At 74.9% G+C, this 19,642-nt stretch carries 11 protein-coding genes; all 11 read right to left on the bottom strand.

The genetic code is table 11. From position 1 onward, the window contains the following. Positions 1–54: 54 nt before the first annotated feature. A complete protein-coding gene (locus ACIQWR_RS12695; RefSeq protein WP_404007577.1) occupies positions 55–2,385 on the bottom strand; it encodes an immune inhibitor A domain-containing protein in 2,331 nt (776 codons plus the stop codon). A gap of 59 nt (positions 2,386–2,444) precedes the next feature. Beyond that, a complete protein-coding gene (locus tag ACIQWR_RS12690) occupies positions 2,445–3,185 on the bottom strand; it encodes a 4'-phosphopantetheinyl transferase family protein (RefSeq protein ID WP_404007575.1) in 741 nt (246 codons plus the stop codon). A 9-nt stretch (positions 3,186–3,194) separates the two neighbouring features. Further along, positions 3,195–4,490 (bottom strand): MFS transporter, encoded by a 1,296-nt coding sequence (locus ACIQWR_RS12685; protein WP_404007571.1) that lies wholly within the window; start codon positions 4,488–4,490, stop codon positions 3,195–3,197. Beyond that, entirely contained in the window at positions 4,490–4,861 is a 372-nt protein-coding gene (locus ACIQWR_RS12680; RefSeq protein ID WP_404007568.1) for a hypothetical protein, read from the bottom strand. Before ACIQWR_RS12680 ends, ACIQWR_RS12685 begins: the two co-directional genes overlap by 1 nt. After that, the gene (locus ACIQWR_RS12675; RefSeq protein WP_404007565.1) at positions 4,858–6,144 is read right to left on the bottom strand and encodes a glutamate synthase-related protein; all 1,287 of its coding nucleotides are present in this window, start codon (positions 6,142–6,144) and stop codon (positions 4,858–4,860) included. Before ACIQWR_RS12675 ends, ACIQWR_RS12680 begins: the two co-directional genes overlap by 4 nt. Continuing rightward, complete coding sequence (locus tag ACIQWR_RS12670) at positions 6,141–7,169, bottom strand: asparagine synthetase A (protein ID WP_404007563.1); 1,029 nt, start codon at positions 7,167–7,169, stop codon at positions 6,141–6,143. Before ACIQWR_RS12670 ends, ACIQWR_RS12675 begins: the two co-directional genes overlap by 4 nt. Positions 7,170–7,225: 56 nt before the next feature. After that, entirely contained in the window at positions 7,226–8,500 is a 1,275-nt protein-coding gene (locus ACIQWR_RS12665; protein WP_404007560.1) for a methylaspartate mutase, read from the bottom strand. Then, positions 8,497–8,919 (bottom strand): cobalamin B12-binding domain-containing protein, encoded by a 423-nt coding sequence (locus ACIQWR_RS12660; RefSeq protein WP_404007559.1) that lies wholly within the window; start codon positions 8,917–8,919, stop codon positions 8,497–8,499. The genes ACIQWR_RS12665 and ACIQWR_RS12660 overlap by 4 nt, the downstream gene beginning before the upstream one ends. A gap of 176 nt (positions 8,920–9,095) precedes the next feature. Beyond that, positions 9,096–9,302, bottom strand: coding sequence for an MbtH family protein (locus ACIQWR_RS12655; RefSeq protein WP_385787964.1), 207 nt, complete (start codon positions 9,300–9,302; stop codon positions 9,096–9,098). Then, positions 9,299–15,655, bottom strand: coding sequence for an amino acid adenylation domain-containing protein (locus ACIQWR_RS12650; RefSeq protein WP_404007556.1), 6,357 nt, complete (start codon positions 15,653–15,655; stop codon positions 9,299–9,301). Before ACIQWR_RS12650 ends, ACIQWR_RS12655 begins: the two co-directional genes overlap by 4 nt. Positions 15,656–15,844: 189 nt before the next feature. Then, positions 15,845–19,642: condensation domain-containing protein (locus ACIQWR_RS12645; protein WP_404007553.1), on the bottom strand; the 3,798-nt coding region annotated here is incomplete at its 5' end.

The following is a 19,642-nucleotide window of genomic DNA, read 5'->3' as shown; positions in this document are numbered from 1 at the left end:
TCCGGTCACCCGGGCCCGATCGGCCGTGCACGGTCATCATAGGGGCACGTCGGGTCAGGGCGAGGGGCTCACCTGCACGGTGGTCAGCGCCCCGCCCGACGCCTCCTTGACCACCGCGATCCGGGTCCCGGTGTCCGGCACCTTCACCCCGACCTGCGGCAGATCGGCGTTCCAGTAGCCGCCGTGCCGGTCGTCGAAGACGGGCACGCCCGGCCGGGCGGGCACCACCAGCGGCGCTCCCGCCTTGTGCAGCACGATCCGGTCGCTCGGCCGCAGCGAGAACGTCGCGTCGAAGGTCTGCGCCCGCGCGTTGACGAGCGACCCGTCCGTGAACCGCAGCGCCCCGGGCCGGGCGTCGACCGGCAGCAGCAGGCCGCCGCCGGGGTGCGCCTTGGTGGTGTTGTCGCTGTACGCGGTGTCCCACAGCCAGATCAACACGCCCTGCTGGTAGGGGTAGAACTCCACCGAGTCGTCGCCCTGCCCGAAGTTGTACGGTCCCGTTCTGAGGTACTCGCCGAAGCCGGTGTAGCGCCGGTTCTCCACCACGTAGGCACGCGGGTGCTGCTCGGTTCCGTAACGGCCTTCGGTGCGCGACCACTTGATTGCCGTCCAGCCGTTCGCCCCCTGCTCCGCGCCGTCGCGCAGCAGCTCGCGGCCGTCCGCGGTGATCCGCAGGTCGTCGAAGGCGACGCCCTTGCCGTGGGTGTTGCTGTCCGAGGTCACCCGCAGTCGCAGCGAGACGTGTCCGCCCGCGTACGCGCCCAGCGGCACGCCGAGTTCGGTCCAGCCGCCCGAGGCGCCGGAGATCCCCTTGGCGGGGATCGCGGCGCCGCCGACCGTGCCGGGCAACGCCGCCCAGGTGGTCCCGCCGTCGGTGGAGGCCTCCACGGTCAGGAAGTCGAAGTCCTGCTCCACGTCGTACCAGACCCGGGCGTCGAGCCGGGCCGGGGCGCCGGCCGCGAGCCCGGTGAGGTCGACGGAGCGCGTGAGCGTGTTGTCCATGAAGTCGCCGGTGCCGCTCCACCACTGGGCCGCGCCCTCGTAGGGATCGGCCAGCTCGGTACGGGTCACCGAGGGCGGCAGGTGCACCAACAGGGCTTGTGGATCGTCGGTGTTGTAGCCGGAGACGCCGAGCACGGCCTTGGTCCTGCGGCCCGCGTCGGCTTCGGTGTATTCGAGCCAGCCCAACTGGAGCTTGCTCCAGGCGTCCAGGTCGCCGGGGAAGGCGCCGGTGGTGCCCCGGCCCTTGCCGAGGTAGGAGGCCGAGGACATCAGCGACCAGAAGTTGACGCTGTTGTCCCCGTCCGAGCTGTAGAGGTCGGGCAGGCCCAGGTCGTGGCCGAACTCGTGGGCGAAGAGCCCGACCCCACTGTTCTCGCCGCCGGTCAGGTAGTCGCCCGCCCAGATCCCGGTGTCGCCCACCGGCGTGCCGCCCGCCTTGTTGCCCGCGGGACCCGCCGTGCCGGCCTGGTCGTAGTACGCGAACCAGCGGTGCGCCCAGACGGCGTCCTTGCCCTGGGCGCCGCCGCCCCAGGTCTGGTCCTTGCCGGCGTGCACGATGACGAGGTGGTCGAGGTAGCCGTCCGGCTCGTTGAAGTCGCCGTCGTGGTCCGCGTCGTAGCGGTCCCACACGTCGTACTCGGCCAGCTGGGCCTTGATCTGGGCCGCCGTGCGCCCCTTGGCGACCTCACCCCGGTACCAGGCGTCGGTGGCGTCGCGGACCAGGTCCCAGTTGGTGCGGCACTGGCCGGGTTCGGCGCAGTTGTCCGTGCCGTAACGGGCCTCGTTCCAGGGGAGCTTGACCCAACCGCTGACCTGGCCGTCCATGGCGTAGCGACCGGAGGACTGGAGGTCGTAGTAGGAGCGCAGGCTGACCGCGCCGGGGGCGTCGGAGAAGAACTGCTGCTGGTAGGAGGCCCGGCTGAAGTCCTTGCGCCACAGGGTGTGGTTGTCGGAGGCGCCGGGCTCGGGGATGGTGTTGTGCCGGGGGCCCGGCGTGCCGCCGAAGCGCGGCTTGCCTTCGTACTGCGTGGTGGTGTCCACCTGGTCGCCGAACTCGGCCAGGATCACGAACACCTTGTCCTTGCGCTCCTGGGCCAGCTCCACGTAGCGCTTGCCGACCTTGGCGGTGCGCGGGAGGGTGCCGTCCGGCTCGGCCCGCAGGGCTCCGGCCCCGGCGCCGGGCCCCGCCGCGATCGCTTCGAGGGCCTGGCGGCGCAGGGCCTGGCGCTGGAGTTCCAGGGGCGACGGCGGCGGGGCCGCCGCCTGTTCGCTCTGCACGAGCTGGGGGGCGGGTGGGACCGCGGCGAGCGCGGTGGGGGAGAGCGCGGGGGTGGCGAGGAGGGCGAGGGCTATCGCCGCTCCCGCCGCGACGAGTCTGCGCAACGTGGCTGACCTTTCTGGGAGTTCGGCCGGGGCGCAGGTAATATTTCACATGTCACAGGTCACGCATAGGGGTTGCGCAGTGCCACCGCCGCGCAGTGCCCCTCCGGCACCAGGACGTCCGTCAGCGCCCAGTCCGCGAGCCGGGCCGGAACGGGCCCCGAGCCCACGTAGTCGGCCGCCGGATCCTCCGAGAGGCCCACCCCCAGCCCCTTGAGGTACGCCTCCTTGCGCGTCCAGACCCGGGTGAAGGCCAGGGGCCGCTCCGCGGCGGGCAGCACCGCCAGCTCGGCCGCCTCCCGCGGGTGCAGCACGTCCGCGGTCTCGGCGATCGTGCGCGCCGAAGGCACCTCCTCCACGTCCACCCCGACCGGGACGCTCGCGAAGGCCAGCAGGCTCAGCCCGTGGCAGTGCGAGAGCGAGAAGTGCAGTGCCCCACCGGGCAGTACGGGCCGACCGTGCGGCTCCTGGCAGTGCGCGCAGGGTGCCCGGTCCACCGTCACCGCCCGCGGGGCGATGCCGAGGTAGGCGCCCAGCAGGCGGCGCAGCGCCACGTGGGCGCAGACGTACGCGTCACGGTCCGCCGCCCGGACGAACTCGGCGGCCCGGGCCAGCTCCTGGGCGTCCAGCGTGCCGGGCGCGTGCCGGGCGGCGTGCGCCCGGTAGCCGGTGGTGTCCACCAACCACAGGTCGGGTCCCGCGGGCAGCAGCGCGGCCCGTGCCGGGCCGGGGTCCGACAGTCGCGACGGGACCAGCAGGTCGGCGGTGGGGGGACGCGCTGCGCGCGTCGTGAGGATCGTCATCGTCGCGCCTCACACGGACGCGGGGACGGGAGCGGGGGCGGCGGCGGAGAGGGCGGCGCTCTCGTCCGGCTCCCCGGTCTTCACCGGGGTCCGCAGCGCCATCACCGCGGCGACCGGCGAGACGAAGGCGATCGTCCCGCACACCAACCAGGTGGTCTGCACCCCGAGGAAGAGCGACAGACTGCTGAAGACGGCGATCGAGATCGGCGCGGTACCGATGCCCGCCAGCGACAGCGTGGACATCGCCGCGCCCATCCGGTCCTCCGGCGCGGACTGCTGGTAAAGGGTCACGATCGCGGGGCCGTTGAGCCCGGAGAGCAGACCGACCGCGGCGGCCACGACGGTGAGCGAGAGCACCGAGGGCATCAGCGCCATCACCAGGATCCCGGCCGCCAGACCCACGCCGGTCACGACGAGGCGTACGAACATCGAGATGCGGTGGGCCAGTACGGCGCCCGCGGCGCTGGAGCCCAGCGCGCCCACGCTGAAGGCGGCCAGCACCACGCCCACCGCGCCCACGCCCCAGCCGCGCTGGTGCACCAGCAGCGGCAGGGCCACCTCGGCGGGCCAGCTGAAGGCCATGTCCAGGCAGAGCGAGGCGATGAACATCCAACGCAGTCGCGGGTGCCGGGCCAGCAGGCGGAATCCGTCACCGGAACGCCTCATCAGCGAGACGCCGGGCTCGCGGGCGGGACGGGTGAACCCGTGCGTGACGTGCAGCAGGCAGCCGAGCCAGATCGCCCCGGTGACCGCCCCGACCACCATCGCGACCCACAGCTCGCCGACCGTGATCAACCAGGCGCCGGCCGGCGCGCCCAGGATGGGTGCGACGCGCAGGACCATGGCGTAGAGGGAGTTGGCGCGGGCCAGCTGGTCCCCGCGGGCGAACATCGGCAGCAGCACCCCGGAGGCGGGACCGGCCAGACCGAGCAGGACGCCCTCGATCAGCGCCATCGTCACCAGCGGCCACAGCTGCTGCGCGGTGGCGGTGACCACGGCCCCGGTGGCGAGCAGGACGACCCGGGCGCTGGTGGTGCGCAGCAGGACGAAGCGCGGGCCGAGGGTGTCGGCGACCGCCCCGCCGAAGATCAGCATGAGGGCCCGGGGCACGGTGGCCGCGAGCATCAGGAGGGTCACCGCCCGGGTGCCGCCGAGCTGCACGGCGGTCCAGTTCATCGCGATCAGCAGGGCGAAGCTGCCCAGCTGGACGGCGGCCTGGCCGCCGACCAAGGAGCCGACCCGGCCCCACTGCACGGGGGCGGCGGCGGGCGCGGGGGCAGGCGTGGGTGTGGTGTTCGTATCCATCAGGCACCGCTTCTGTGAGGGGTGGAGGGGAAGGACGAGGAGGCGGCGGCCGGGGTGCTCCGGGCGCCGCGCAGGGCGAGCGCCACGGCCCGCCGGGCGGCGTGCGCGAGGGCTCCGGGCCGGGGTGCGCGGTCGTACGTACGGACCTCCAGGCGGCCGCCGAGATGGCCGAGGCCCGCTTCGGCGAGGGCCCGGGCGGCGGCGCTCCCGGCCACCCGGACGACCCGCGGCGGCCCGGCCACGGCCACCCCGGGCAGCTCGCCCGGCCGGAACACGGCGCGCACCCGGCCCGCCCGCCGCCCGGGCCCGCCGCGCCGGCGTTCGCGCGCGCGGTCCCCGGGGCGGGACGCGGAGCCGCGCGGGGCGCTCATGACCGGGACCCGGCGGGGGCGTCCGCGGGGAGCCGCGGTTCCCGCGGGTCCCACAGGTCCTCGGGGGACAGGTCGGCCGTGTGGTACTTGCCCAGCGCGCTGGTCAGCAGCCGGACCTCCAGGGCCAGCGCGGCCACCAGCCGGACCAGCCCCTCCTCGGGGTCCTCGTCCACCGCGAGCAGGGCCGCCCGGCCCAGCCCCACGGCGCTCGCGCCCAGGGCCAGCGCCCGCACCGCGCGGCCGCCCTCCCAGATCCGGCCCGTGGCCAGCAGCGCCCCGCGCGGCCTGCCGATCCGGCGCAGGCACTCGGCGAGCGGCAGGCCGACCTGGTCGAGGAAGACCCGCGGCGCCCAGCCGGTGCCGCCCTCGGCGCCGTCCACGGTCACCGCGTCGGCGCCCGCGGCCCAGGCGGTGGCGGCCGCGGCCGCGATGTCCCGCCCGGGATGGAACTTCACCCAGGTCCGGGCCAGCGGGAAGTTGTTCCGCATGAAGCGCAGTTGCTGGCGGACGATCTCCTCCGTGAAGGTGCCCGGGCTCGCGCACCGCAGGTGCCCGCCCGCGCCCAGCAGCTCCCGCACGGTGAACTTCCCGGCGAGCCGCTCCGCCTGCGCGGCGTCGACCACGGTCATCCCGCCGAGCCCCGGCTTCGCGCCCTGTCCGACCTTCAGCTCGAAGCCCAGCCGGCCCGAATCGCGCAGCGGCCGGGTGCCCGGATCGCTGTAGAGCAGGTTCCACACCTCGGAGTCGGCGTCCTCGGTGGACTGCTGCACCACCACCCCGCCGACCCCGTCGGCGAGGTTCTCGGCGTACGCGGCCACCCGCGCCAGCAGCGCCGAGCGCATCCCGTCGCCGCCGCGCCGGTAGCCGTGCACCGGCACCATGTTCTCGCCGATCACCATCGGGATGCCGAGCCGGGCCGCCTGCGCGCCCGCGGCCACGCCGAGGTCCCCGCTGCCCGCCCGGGTGGAGCCGAACGCCGAGAGGTACAGCGGGAGTTCGGCGGCGAACCCGCCGACCTTGGTGCGCAGGTCCACGTCCTCGAAGGAGGGCTCCCGGCCCAGGTCGATCAGTTTCTCCAGCCGCCGCGGCATGAACACGGGCGGCGTCGGCCGCAGCGCGTCCAGTGCGTCCGCCGGGTACGGCCCGTCGATCGGATCCGCTTCCCGGGCCCCGTACAGCCGCGTCCCGTAGGTGTCCGCGGGCGGGAACACCTCGGCCGTCCCCGCGCGGGCCCGGGCGCGCACCGCGCGCTCCGGGAAGCCGGCCGCCGTCAGCGCGCTCACGGTGCGATCACCCCCGGCAGCTTCGGGTAGGCGCTGACCTGCCACAGGGCGTCGAGCCCGGTCAGGAAGCGGACCAGGCGCTGGAGCCCCATGCCGAAGCCCGCGCTCGACTGGATCCCCTCGCGGGCCAGTTCGAGGTACCAGGCGTACTTCGCCGGGTTCTCGCCGCTCTCCCGCATCCGGGTCACGAGCGTCGCGTAGTGCGATTCGCGCTCGCTGCCGCTGACCAGCTCCCCGTAGCCGCCGGGGGCGATCAGGTCGAAGTTGCGCAGCAGGCCCGGGTGGTCGGGGTCCTCGCGGTCGTAGAAGCCGCGCGAGCCCTTCGGGTAGTCGTTGATGAAGAACGGCCGCTCGGCCTCCAGGGAGAGCACCTTCTCGCCCGCCCAGTCGATCTCGGCGTCCGGGCTCTGCGGGTGGCCCCGGCCGATCAGCCGCGCCACCGCCTCCTCGTGCGTGCAGGCGTCGTACTTGCCCGACCGCAGCTCGGCGAAGTCCATCTCCTCGCGCCCGAGTTCGCGCAGCACGTCGGGGACGGCCGTCCACACGTGCTCGGCCACCCGGGTCAGCAGCCCGGCCGCGATCTCCTGCGCGTCGTGGCGCGAGCCGCCGGCGATCTCCACGTCGATCTGGTGGAACTCGACCAGGTGGCGGCCGGTGGTGGCGGTCTCCGGCGGCTCCACCCGGACGTTCGGGGCGATGTAGAAGAGCTTCGGGAAACCGCGCAGCGAGGCCTGCTTGTAGAGGATCGCGCTGGTCATCAGCTTGTACGGCTCGCCGTAGTAGTCGACGTCCAGGGCCTTCGCGCCGCGCCCGCCCGGATCGGTGACCGGGCCCACCAGCGGCGGCAGCAGCTCCACGAATCCCTCGCCGCGCAGGAACTCCCGGGCGGCGTACAGGACTTCCTGCTGGACGAGCATCGCGGCCCGCAACTGCGGCGAGCGCAGGTGCTCCCCGAGCGGGGGCGGGGTGTGCGGTGCGTCGGTGGACATCGCGGTGGTGGGCGGGGTGGCGCCGTAGGGCTCCATGTCGACTCCTGTGAGTGTGCGGGTGCGTCGGTCGGTCAATGGCGGGGCGGGGGCGGTCACGCGGGGACCGGTACGGCGTCGAAGCGGCGCGCCACGTCGTGGACGGCGGCCAGCAGGCCGTCCGCGGTCATCGGGGCGGCGCCGCCCGGCGGGCGGTAGGCCCGCACCGGCATCGCGCCGACCTCGGACCAGCGCAGCCGCCCGCCCGGGTCGATCACGCTGCGGGAGCGGCCCGCGTTGTCCGGGTGCAGGCAGAAGGGGACGTCCAGCAGGCCGCGGGCGAAGGCCAGTTTGAGGCTGCGGTCGAGGTCCTCGCCCAGCTCCAGCACGGCCTCCACGAAGGCGCGCGCCTCCCGGTAGACCTCGCTGTCGCCCGCGGCGTCGACGTCGCCCGGCTCCGCGGGCCCCTCGGCCAGGGCCGCGGTCGCCGCCGCCGTCTCCAGCGCCCGTACGTTCTCCGACACGGTCGGGATCCGGTACGCCTCGGCGGCGGTCTTGACGATGAGGCGGTGCGCCCCGGCCCGCACCGCGAGCTGCGCCGAGGCCTCCAGCAGCCGGGTCGCCCCGTCCTCGGTGCCGGGGAAGACCCCCATGTAGGTGTAGAGCACCACGTGGTGGTCCACCCCGGCCGGCAGGAACTCCCCGGCCAGGCGGCGCAGCGCCCGTACCGCTTCGGTGTCCTGCACCGGATCGGTCTGCTGCGCGTAGCTGAGGGAGACGCTGCTGATGCCGTGCCGGGTGAAGAACAGACCCTCCAGCAGGCTGATCGCCACCAGCAACCCCGGCGGGCAGAGCTGGCCGAGCATGCAGCCGCCGAAGCTCTCCAGGTGCGGTACCCGCGGGGCGGGCACCAGGGCGGCCAACAGCTCGCAGCAGCGGGCCCAGTTGTCGACGGACTCCGCGAGCGGGGTCCGGCCGTAGGGCAGGCAGTACGAGACCGGCCCGCCCTCGGTGGCGTCCAGCCCGGCCGCGGTCAGCGCCCGGATGATCGACTCGGGCCGCGAGGAGCCGTGCCGCACCTGGACGGGGAAGCCCGGGTCCAGCACGCCGTCCAGCAGCGACCGGGTCAGGGCGGTCGGGTGGGTCGCGATCGGGTAGCCGTTGAGCGGGGTGCCCTCGGCCAGCGCGGCCCGGGCGGCTTCCTGATCGCCGACCCGGGTGTAGCTGTCGATGGTCAGGGTGCCGACGGTGGTGGCGACGGCGGACTTCGTGCGCTCCAGGCCGTCCCGCATCCGGGCGGGGTCGCTGAACCCCATCCGGGGCTGGACGACCAGCGCTCCGGCGGCCGCCGCGTCGGCGACGAAGGAGCCGAAGGAGGTGGCGCCGCTCACGCGAAGACCCGGATGCCGGTGAGCGAACCGAGGTACTCCCGCAGGGCCGCCACGTCGCCGTCGTCGAAGACGGCGTCGCATCCCGCGTCGAGCAGCCGACCGCGCTGCACGGGGTCGGCGGTCCCCGCGACCCCGAGCTTGCCGCCGATGACGACGGGGAAGGCGTGGTCCGCGCGGCGCAGCGTGCGCACCGCGCTCAGCCCGTCCCGGTATCCGTGCCCGTTCACGCTGCTGATCACCACGAGGTCCGGTTCCCGCTCGGCGCAGGTCTCGGCGAGCAGCCGGTCCGGGACGCAGGGGCCGAGATTGTGCACCCGGTGCCCCTCCTCCTCCAGCAGCAACTGGAGATAGACCAGATTCCATGTGTGGGAATCCGATGCCGTACCCGTCAGCAGGATGTTCAAAGTCCGTCGTCGCATACGGTGAATATAGAAAGCGGAGCAGGGCCCGAGGGGAAGTTCCGGCGGCAGTATTGCGGTATTACCCGGCCTGTCCGGTCGCTCGTCCCGCAGCCGATATCGCGGCGCAAAAAGCCGCCGGGCCGCGCCCCGGAGTGCGGGACACGGCCTGGCGGCAGGTGGAATGCGTACGGGGGTCAGGCGTACTGGGCGACCAGGCTCTTCGGCCGGATGTCCGTCCAGTTCAGCTCCACGTAGGCGAGCGCGTCGGCCCGCGAACCGTCCGCCCAGACCACGTCCCAACCTGCGGGAACGGTGGCGAAGGTGGGCCACAGGGCGTGCTGGCCCTCGGCATTGACCACCACGTGGAAGGTGCCCTCGGCATTGTCGAAAGGATTGGTCATGACAGACTCCTCAATTTCTCGGAAAGGATACGGCCGATCAGGGCCAGCGGTTCGGGTTCGCCCATTCTGGTGTGCGGAACTCCGATGACATGGTTCTCCACACTGCCCTCGACATAGGGAATCCAGTGCTGTGCGAGAGTGTTTTCCGTCTTCCCGTCCTCCAGTGCCCCGAGGAACAGCATGTCGGTGGCGACCGGGCGCGGAGAATAAAGGTTCATGATTTCTGCGTGGTCGATGGAGGCGCCGATCACGGACCGGATCTCCCCGTCGGAGAAGGCGCCCAGGACCGGGTCCTGCAAGCGGACCAGACCGATCAGGGCGTCCACGTCGAAGGGGGCGTCCTCGGGGACGTCCGCGTCGTCGCCGACCAGCATGTCCCGCTTCTGCGCCGGGGTCATCCGGCGCCGCTCGGCCTCGGTCGGCATCAGGTGGACGTCCATCATGGCCAGCAGCTCGGTGCGTTCGCCCAGCTCGGCCAGCCGGACGGCGAGCGCGTGGGCGATCGTGCCGCCGAAGGACCAGCCCAGGAAGCGGTACGGGCCGTGCGGCTGGACCTCGCGGATCCGCGGCAGGTAGTCGGCGACCATCTCCTCGACGCTCTGCGGACTGTGCCCCAGCTCGCTCAGCGCCCGGGCCTGGATCGCGTACAGCGGCTGGTCGGGGCCCAGGTGCTGGGTGAGACCGGCGTACGACCAGCCCACGCCCGTACCGGGGTGGAGGCAGAACAGCGGGCGGCGGGTGCCGCCGGTGTGCAGCGGCAGCAGGACCCCCATCGGGTCGAAGCCGCTCGGCTCGTCACCGAGCAGCCCGGCCACGGTCGGCGTGCGGAACAGGTCCCGCACGCCCAGCTCCAGCCCCAGGACGGTCCGCATCCGGCTGACCAGGCGCACCGCGAGCAGGGAATGCCCGCCCAGGGTGAAGAAGTTGTCGTCGATCCCGACCCCCTCCACCTCCAGCACCTCGGTGAACAGGCCGCACAGGACCTCCTCGCGCGGGGTGCGCGGCGGGCGGCCGGTGGGGCGCGCCGCGCGCGGCGGCGCGGGCAGCGCCCGGCGGTCCGGCTTGCCGTTGACGGTCAGCGGGATCGCGTCGAGCAGGACGACGGCGGAGGGGACCATGTGCTCGGGCAGTTCCCCGGCGGCCCAGCGCAGCAACGCCGGTTCCGTCAGGGTGTGTTCGGCGCGCGGCACCGCGTAGGCGACCAGGCGCTTGCCGCCGGGGCCGTCGTCGAGGACCACCACCGCGACCTGGCCGACGCCCGGGTGCCGGGCCAGGGTCTCCTCGATCTCGCCCGGCTCGATCCGGAAGCCGCGCAGCTTGATCTGGCCGTCGGCCCGCCCGATGAAGCGCAGTTCCCCCTCCGGGGTCCACTGCACGAGGTCGCCGGTGCGGTACATCCGCCCGCCGTCCGCGCCGAACGGGTCGGCGACGAAGCGCTCGGCGGTCAGTGCGGCCCGGCCGATGTATCCCCGGGCCACCTGGCTGCCCGCGATGTACATCTCCCCGGAGACGCCGATCGGGACCGGCCGCATCCGCTCGTCCAGGACGTGGATGCGGGTGTTGTCGAGCGGCGCGCCCAGGAACACCCCGGGCAGCGTGCGCTCGGTCAGCCCGATGCGCTGGTGGTGGGAGGCGAAGGTGGTCTCGGTGGGGCCGTAGGAGTGGACCAGGACCGTCTCGGGGCAGTGGTCCAGGACCCGTTGGAGGGCGCTGGGGGAGGCGACGTCGCCGCCGGTCCACACCTCGTCGAGGAGCTTGAGGGTGTCCAGGCCCTCGTCCGCCATGATGTGGAAGAGCCCCATCGTGAAGTAGGCGGCGGTGACCCCGTAGGTGCGGATGGTGTGGTCGAGTTCGGCGACGTCGGTGCCGTCGCCGGGGGCGATCACGAGCTGTGCGCCGCCCAGCAGCGGGACCCACAGCTCGTAGGTCGAGGCGTCGAAGCCGATCGCCGAGTGCACCAGCATCCGCCGGTGGTTGGCCAGGTCCCAGCAGCGGTCCGTGACCAGCTCGACCACGTTGCGGTGGGTGACCCCGACGCCCTTGGGGCGGCCGGTGGAGCCGGAGGTGAACATCACGTACATCAGGGCGTCCTCGCCGACCACGGTCCCCGGGTCGGTGGCGTCCCGGTCCACGGCCAGCTCGTCCACGGCGAGCACCGTGACACCGGCGGCGGCCTCCTGGCGCACCGGAGCCGATCCGGTGTGCGCCCGCTGCGTCAGCAGCACCCCCGCCGCCACGTCCTCCATGATCATCCGCACTCGGGTGTCGGGCAGTCGCGGGTCCAACGGCACATAGGCGGCGCCGCACTTGAGGATGGCGAGGGCGGACACCAGCAGCAACGGCGTACGGTCCATCAGCACGCCGACCGCGCCGTCCCGGGCGACCCCCGCCGCGATCAGGTCGCGGGCCAGGGAGTTGGCCCGCGCGTCCAGCTCGGCGTAGGTCAGGCTCTCGTCCTCGAAGGACACGGCGATCCGGTCCGGGGTGCGCCGGGCCCGCGCCGCGAACACCTCGTGCACCACCCCGCACGCCGCGCGCGGCGTCGCGGTGTCGTTGTACCGCGTGACCAGCCGATGCTCCTCCTCGGCGGACAGCAGCGGCAGGTCCGCCAGCCGCAGCCGCGGGTCCCGGGCCACCGCCTCCAGGATCCGTGCCAGGTGCCCGGCGAGCATCCCCGCCGTCCCCGCGTCGTACAGGTCCGTCGCGTACTCCAGTACGCCCTCCAGCCCGCCCGGCGTCCCGTCCGCGTCCCGCAGCTCCCGCAGCGCGACCGTCAGGTCGAACTTGGTGAAACCGGAGTCCGAGCCCACCGGGGAGCCGGCCAGCGCCGACCCGGCCGGGATGCCGGACTCCGCCGGGTGCACCTGCACCAGGGCCTGCACCAGCGGGTGGTGGGCCGTGGAGCGGACCGGGTTGAGCCGCTCCACCACCAGGTCGAACGGCAGCTCCTGGTGGGCGAAGGCGGCGAGGTCGCCCTCCCGGACCCGCTCCAGCAGCTCCGTGAACCGCGGGTCGCCCGAGGTGTCGCAGCGCAGCGTGAGGGTGTTCACGAAGAACCCGACGAGGTCGTCGAGCGCCTCGTCGTCGCGCCCGGCCACCACCGTGCCCAGCGGCAGGTCGGTCCCGGCGCCGTGCCGGGTCAGCGCCGCCGCGAAGGCCGCCTGGACCACCATGAACAGCGTCGCCCCGTGGTCCCGGGCCAGCCCCTCCAGCCGGGCGTGCGTGTCCGCGTCCAGCCGGAGCGCGGTCGCGGCTCCCCGGTGCGAGGCCTCGGCCGGACGGGTCCGGGCCGCGGCGAGCTCCAGTACCGGGGGCGCGTCCGCCAGCCGCTCCTGCCAGAACGCCACGTGCGCCTCGGCCGCCGGCCCCGCGAGCCGCTCGCGCTCCCACAGCGTGTAGTCGGCGTACTGCACCGGCAGCGGCTCCCAGCGGGGCGCGGCCCCGGAGGCGCGGGCCCCGTAGGCGGCGGCGAGGTCGGTGAGCAGCGGTCCGCTGGACCAGCCGTCGGCCGCGATGTGGTGCACCAGCAGCACCAGCACCTGCGCCGGTCCGGCGGCCCCGTCGGCCGGTACGTCGATCAGCGAGGCCCGGAAGGGGATCTCCGCCGCCAGGTCGAAGACGTGCCCGGCGGCGGCGTCGATGGCCGCCTCCAGCTCCCCGGCCGACGCCGTCACCCGCTCCAGCACCGGCCGCCCGGGCTCCGTCACCCGCTGGTACGGCTGCCCGTCCACCGCCGGGTACACGGTGCGCAGCACCTCGTGGCGCCCGGCCACGTCCGCCAGGGCCGCCACCAGCACCGCGGGGTCCAGCGGGCGTTCCAGACGCAGCGCGAAGGGCAGGTTGTAGGACCGGCTCGGGCCCTCCAACTGGTCCACGAACCACAGCCGGCGCTGCGCGTAGGACAGCGGCATCCGCTCCGGCCGCTCCCGGACCCCGGTGCGGGCCAGGGCGGTGCCGGGGGCGGGCGCGGCCGCACGGGTGAGGCGGCGGGCCAGCCCGGCGGGGGTCGGCGCGAGGAACAGGTCGCGGATGCGCACCTCCACCCCGAGGACCGCCCGGATCCGGTTGACCAGCCGCACGCCCGTCATCGAATGCCCGCCGACCACGAAGAAGTTGTCCTTCGGGGCCACCCGCTCGCGCCCGATGACCTCCGCGAACAGCGCGCACAGGGTCGTCACCAGCTCCTCGGGAACGGGCTCCCCGGCCGCCGGCGCGTCCTCCCGCGCCGCCGGTTCCGCGGCCGCCGCGAGGCGCTCCCGGCGCCGGGCCAGGTCCGCGCCCTCCGCCTCGGTGAGCTGCGCGAGCCCGGCCGCGGGGGACGCCGGATCGGCGGCCGCCCGGGCGAGCGTGCGCACGTACAGGTCGAGCAGCGACTGCGCGGTGGAGGCGTCGAAGAGGTCCGTGGCGTACTGCCACCACACCTCCAGACCGGCCGGGGCGCCCTCGGCGTCGCGCAGCTCCACGCAGGAGGCGCTCAGGTCGAACTTGGCCGCCTCCAGGCCCGGTTCGGCGAAGCGGCCGGTCAGCCCGCCGCCCAGCGGGACGCCCGCGTCCGCGGCGCCCTGCGCCTGCGCGGTCAACATCACCTGGAAGAAGGGGTTCGCGGCGAGCGAGCGCACCGGGTTCAGGTGCTCCACCAGCAGGTCGAAGGGCAGCTCCTGGTGGGCGTAGGCGGCGAGGTCCGCGTCCCGCGTCCGCTCGACCAACTCGGCGAAGCTCACCTCACCGGCGGTGTCCGTGCGCAGCACCAGGGTGTTCACGAAGAAGCCGACCAGGTCGTCGAGGGCCTCGTCGCCGCGCCCCGCGACCGGGGTGCCGATCGCGACGTCGGATCCGGCGCCCGCGGCCGACAGGGCCAGCGCGAGGGCGCTCTGCAGGACCATGAGCATGCTCGCGCCGTGCTCCGCGCCCAGCTCGGCCAGGCGCCGGTGCGCATCGGCGTCCAGCCGGGCCACGAGGGTGGCGCCCTCGCCCGAGGGCTCGGCGGGCCGCGGCCGGTCGGCCGCCAGCTCCAGCACGGTCGGCATCCCGTCCAGGGCGCCGCGCCAGTGCTCCAGCAGCCGCTCCGGGTCCTCCAGCAGTTCGCGCTGCCACAGGGTGTAGTCGGCGTACTGGACCGGCAGCGGCTCCCAGTCGGGTGCGGCCCCGGCCAGCCGGGCCCCGTAGGCCGTGGCGAGGTCGCGCAGCAGCGGGGTCACGGACCAGCCGTCGGTGGCGATGTGGTGGGTCAGCAGGGCGAGCACGGCGGTGTCGTCGCCCGGCAGGAAGAGTGCGGCCCGCAGCGGGAGTTGGGTGGCGAGGTCGAAGGTGCCCGCGGTGAAGCGGGCCACCAGCGCCGCGACCTCCGTCGGCGCGCAGGCCCGCTCCGCGAGCGGCAGCGGCGGGGCCTCCAGCACGTGCTGGTAGGGCTCGGAGTCCACGGCCGGGTACACGGTCCGCAGCACCTCGTGCCGCTCGATCACGTCCACGAGGGCGGCCGCCAGCGCCGCCCGGTCCGGTACCCCGTCCAGGCGGAGCACCAGCGGCAGGTTGTAGGTGGCCGAAGGGCCCTCCAGGCCGCCCAGGAACCACAGCCGGCGCTGCGCGTACGACAGCGGCACCCGGTCCTCGGCGTCGAGGACCACCCCGTCGAAGACGCCCTCCTCGGCCGGGGCCGGCGCCTGCGCGGTGGCCCGGTGGGCGTCCAGCAGCCGCACCCGGGCGGGGTCCACCGCCCGCTGCCACCGCGCCACGGCATCGGGCTCGGCGGGGGCGCCGTCGATGACCACCGTGCGCAGCGCGGGCGGGAGTTCGCCCTCACCGGCGGCCAGCGCGCGGGTCAGCTCGCGGAAGTGGGCGGTGGGCAGGTCCAGTACGGTCGCCCCGTGCGCGGCGGCGCCCGCCAACAGGCCCGCGGCGTCCGGCGTCTCCTCGTCGCGCAGGACGAGCGTGGCGCCCGCGGTCAGCGCCGGGAGGACCCCTTCGACGCCGTGCGGCGCGGGGCCGGACCGCAGGACGCGGTCCTCGGGTCCGATCGGCCCGTACTCCCGCTGCCGGGCGACCGGTTCGCCGCCGGCGCGCAGGGCGGCCAGCAGGGCGACGACCGCGTCGACGCCGAGCGGCCGGGCGGACCCGGCGGCGGAGCCGGACCCGTCGGCCGCGTCGGATCCGGTCGGCTCCTCGGCGTGGAGCGCTACGGCCAGGGCGAGCTGCCCGTAGCTGACCCGCCGGTCGCCGTGCACCAGGGCCGTGCGCTCGGGACGCGCGGCGACGGCGGCGTCGAAGCCGTCCAGCGCGCCGGGTCGGGGGGCCGGGGTGATCGCCGGGCCGCCGTCGTCCGGGACGGCGGCGGCGGTAGGGGCGGTCGAGGGCATCGCGGAAGCCTCCAGGCGAGGGGGAAGGTGAGGAGAGGAGACCGCGAGAAGGATCCTCTCGACTCCGTGCCCCCACGCTAGGTACGCGCCGTCCCTCCGGACGGCAGTCCCCCCGGCAGCTCCGGTCCCACCGGCCTGCCGCCCCAACTGCCGTACGCCCCGCCTTCCGGCCCCCCCCCGACGTCCCGCCTAGGCCCGCCGGGTCCGGGCGCCCGCCTGGGTGCGCCGGCGCAGCGGCGGCGGGACCGGCACCGGGACGAGCGGCGGCGGCGTGGCGGCGGCCCGCGCCAGCAGGGCGGCCAGCCCGGCCGGGGTCGGGTGCCGGAACACCTCCCGCAGGGTGAGCTCCAGGCCCAGCTCGGCCCGTACCCGGTTCACCAGCCGGACCGCGAGCAGCGAATGCCCGCCCAACTTGAAGAAGTTGTCGTCCGGACCGGCCGCCCGCCCGTCCAGCACCTCGCTGAAGAGCGTCAGCAGGGTGGCGAGCAGCGGGTCGGGGGTCCCGGGACCGGGCGGCGAGGGGGGCTGCGGCGCGCCCGCCCGGGGGACGCGGACCGTCGCCGGGACCGCGTACTCCGGCAGTCGCTGCGCCGCCCACTCCTGGAGCTCGGCCTCCGAGGCGGCGCCGGTCACCTCGGCGACCACCCGTCCGTCCGCCACCCGCACCTCGGCCCGCAGCACCCGCGGGTGCGCGGCGAGCACCTCGGTGACCCGGGCCAGGTCGATCCGGTAGCCGCCGGCCCACGGCCGTTCGCCGCGCAGGTCGGCCGGCGCGGCCAACCGCCCCACGCGCAGCGCCGGATCCGCCGCGAACGCGTCCAGCGCGGCCACCAGCAGCTCCGCGAGCCGCCGCGCGCCGGTCTCCTCGTACAGATCGGTGGCGTACTCCAGCACGCCCGTCATGCCCCGCGGCCCGCCCGCCCCCGCCACCGGCTCCTGCGTGAGCGCGAAGGTGAGGTCCGCTTTGGCGGTGCGGGTCCCGAAGGCCGGCTCCGCGCCGGACAGGGGACCACCGGCCGCCGCGTCCCGCGCCGCGGGGTCCGTGGTGTGCAGCTGCATCATCACCTGCACCAGCGGGTGGTGGGCGGCGGACCGGTGCGGGTTGAGGTGCTCGACCAGCCGGTCGAAGGGCACGTCCTGGTGGTCGTAGGCGGCGAGGTCCGCCTCCCGCACCCGCCCCACCAGCTCGGTGAACGTCGGGTCCCCGGCCGTGTCCGTCCGCAGCACCAGCGTGTTCACGAAGAAGCCGACCAGCGGGTGCAGCGCGTCGTCGCCGCGCCCCGCCACCGTGGTGCCGAGCGCCAGGTCCGTGCCCGCCCCGCAGCGGTCGAGTACGGCCGCCAGCGCGGCCTGGACCACCATGAAGAGGGTGGCCCCCTGTTCGTGCGCGAGCCGGGTCAGGCGCGCGTGGGTGTCCGCGCCCACCGCGAAGCCGGTCACCGCGCCCCGGCCCGAGGGCTCGGCGGGCCGGGGCCGGTCGGTCGGCAAGTCGATCAGCGGCGCCAGCCCGGCCAACGCCTCTTGCCAGTAGGCCAGTTCGTGCTCGGCCCCGCCCAGCAGTTCGCGCTGCCACAGGGTGTAGTCGGCGTACTGGACCGGCAGCGGCTCCCAGTCGGGTGCGGCCCCGGCCAGCCGGGCCCCGTAGGCCTCGGCGAGGTCGGCGAGCAGGCAGTCGGTGGACCAGCCGTCCGCCGCGATGTGGTGCAGCAGGACCACCAGGGTCTGCTGCCCGGTCGGCTCGTCGGGCAGGAACAGCCAGGCCCGCAGCGGCAGGTCGCGCGCCAGGTCGAAGACGTGCCCGGCCGCCTCGTCGACCGCGGCGGACACGTCCGCCGGGCGGCCCAGCTCCAGCTGGGGCCGGGCCCCGGACAGGACCCGCTGGTACGGCTCCCCGCCCTCGGCCCCGTAGACGGTCCGCAGGACCTCGTGCCGCTCGGCCACGTCGGCCAGGGCCCCGGCCAGTGCGGCCGGATCCAGCTCCCGGTCCAGGCGCCGCACCAGCGCGATGTTGTAGGTCGCGGAGGGTCCTTCGAGCTGGTCGACGAACCACAGCCGGCGCTGCGCGTAGGACAGCGGGATGCGGTCGGGGCGTTGGTGGGGTGGTACGGGCGTGAGGGTGGGCCGGGGTGTTGCGTCGGCGCCGGTCTGGTTCTGGGTGTGGGTGAGGCGTTGGTGGAGGGTGGTGGGGGTGGGGGCGAGGAAGAGGTCGCGGATGCCGAGGTCGAGTCCGAGGGTGGCGCGGATGCGGTTGACGAGTTTGCTGGCGAGGAGGGAGTGGCCGCCGTTGCGGAAGAAGTTGTCGTCGCCGTCGTGGTGGGTGCGGCCGAGGGTTTCGGCGAAGAGTCCGCAGAGGATCTCCTCGCGGGGCGAGAGGGTGCGGGGAGCGGCGCTCCGGGCCCGCTCGGCCTCGGCCTGCGCCGCGGCCCGGGCGGACCGTGCGGTGAGCGCCGCGAGGTGGGAGCGGCGGGCGTCGAGTGCGGCGCCCTCCTCGGTGGTGAGCAGGTCGAGTCGACCCAGGCGTGCGGTCGGATCGGTGGCGAAGGCGGTGAGGGTGCGGGCGAAGACGTCGAGCAGGAGGCGCGCGGTGGACGCGTCGAAGAGGTCCTCGGCGTACTGCACCATCAGGTCCAGGCCCGCCGGATCGCCCTCGGCCGTGCGCGTCTGCGCGCAGTGGAAGGACAGGTCGAACTTGGCGGCCCCCAGGTCGGTGCTGGTGGCCCGGCCGGTCACCGGACCGAGGGCGACGCGGTCGTTCTCGGCGTCCGCCACGGTCAGCATCACCTGGAAGAACGGGTGCCGCCCCAGGGCCCGTTCGGGGGCGAGGTGCTCGACGAGCAGGTCGAAGGGCAGGTCCTGGCGGTCGTAGGCGGCGAGGTCCGCGTCCCGCACCCGCTCGACCAGCTCGCCGACCGCGGGATCGTCGGACAGGTCGGTGCGCAGGGCGAGGGAGTTGACGAAGAAGCCCACCAGATCGTGCAGGGCCTGGTCCGGGCGGCCCGCCACCGGGGTGCCGATGGCCAGGTCGGCGCCCGCGCCCGTCGCGGCCAGCGCGGCGGCGAGCGCCGAGCGGGCCACCATGAAGAGGCTGGCCCGGCTGCCGCGGGCCAGCGCCGCCAGCGCGCGGTGCGCATCGGCGTCGAGCCGGGCCGTGAGCAGGGCCCCCTTGCCGGAGGGCTCGGCGGGGCGCGGCCGGTCGGCGGGCAGGTCGGCCGCGGCCGGCAGCCCGTCGAGGGCCGTGCGCCACTCGGCCAGCTGCCGGTGGGACAGCGCGGTCGGGTCGGCGGGGTCCCCCAGCAGCTCGCGCTGCCAGAGCGCGTAGTCGGCGTACTGGACCGGCAGCGGCTGCCATCCGGGGGCGCTCCCGGCCGACCGGGCCCCGTACGCCTCGGCCAGATCGCGCAGCAGCGGGGTCAGGGACCAGCCGTCGGTGGCGATGTGGTGGACCAGCAGGACCAGCACCGAGGTCCCGTCGCCCGGCAGGAACATCCGTGCCCGCAGAGGCGGTTGTTCGGTCAGGTCGAAGCTCTCCCGACCGGCGGCGGTGACCAGCTCGTCGAGGGTCCCGGGCGTGCAGGAGGTCAGGTCGATCCGCGGACCGGGGCCGTCGGGCAGGTACGCGTACGGCTCGCCGCCCTCGGCCGCGTAGCGGGTCCGCAGGATCTCGTGCCGCTCCACCACGTCGCCCAGCGCGGCCTGGAGCGCCCCCGCGTCGGGCACGCCGTCCAGGCGCAGCACCACCGGCGCGTTGTACGTCGCCGACGGGCCCTCGACCTGCCCGACCAGCCACAGGGCCCGCTGGGCCGCCGACAGCGGGATGCGGTCGGGGCGTTGGTGGGGTGGTACGGGGGTGAGAGCGGGGCGGGGCGTGGCGCCGGTCCGGGTGTGGGCGTCGGTGAGGCGTTGGTGGAGGGTGGTGGGGGTGGGGGCGAGGAAGAGGTCGCGGATGCCGAGGTCGAGTCCGAGGGTGGCGCGGATGCGGTTGACGAG

Origin of the sequence: Streptomyces sp. NPDC098789 (assembly GCF_044759975.1) — a bacterium.
Lineage (GTDB): Bacteria > Actinomycetota > Actinomycetes > Streptomycetales > Streptomycetaceae > Streptomyces.
Note: the sequence above shows the minus strand (reverse complement) of the source record. Positions and strands in the feature narration are given on the sequence as shown.

Coding starts and splice junctions, on each gene's coding strand:
- ACIQWR_RS12690 (WP_404007575.1), bottom strand. CDS start 3,185: ATGACGATCCTCACGACGCGCGCAGCGCGTCCCCCCACCGCCGACCTG.
- ACIQWR_RS12685 (WP_404007571.1), bottom strand. CDS start 4,490: ATGGATACGAACACCACACCCACGCCTGCCCCCGCGCCCGCCGCCGCC.
- ACIQWR_RS12680 (WP_404007568.1), bottom strand. CDS start 4,861: ATGAGCGCCCCGCGCGGCTCCGCGTCCCGCCCCGGGGACCGCGCGCGC.
- ACIQWR_RS12670 (WP_404007563.1), bottom strand. CDS start 7,169: ATGGAGCCCTACGGCGCCACCCCGCCCACCACCGCGATGTCCACCGAC.
- ACIQWR_RS12660 (WP_404007559.1), bottom strand. CDS start 8,919: ATGCGACGACGGACTTTGAACATCCTGCTGACGGGTACGGCATCGGAT.
- ACIQWR_RS12655 (WP_385787964.1), bottom strand. CDS start 9,302: ATGACCAATCCTTTCGACAATGCCGAGGGCACCTTCCACGTGGTGGTC.
- ACIQWR_RS12650 (WP_404007556.1), bottom strand. CDS start 15,655: ATGCCCTCGACCGCCCCTACCGCCGCCGCCGTCCCGGACGACGGCGGC.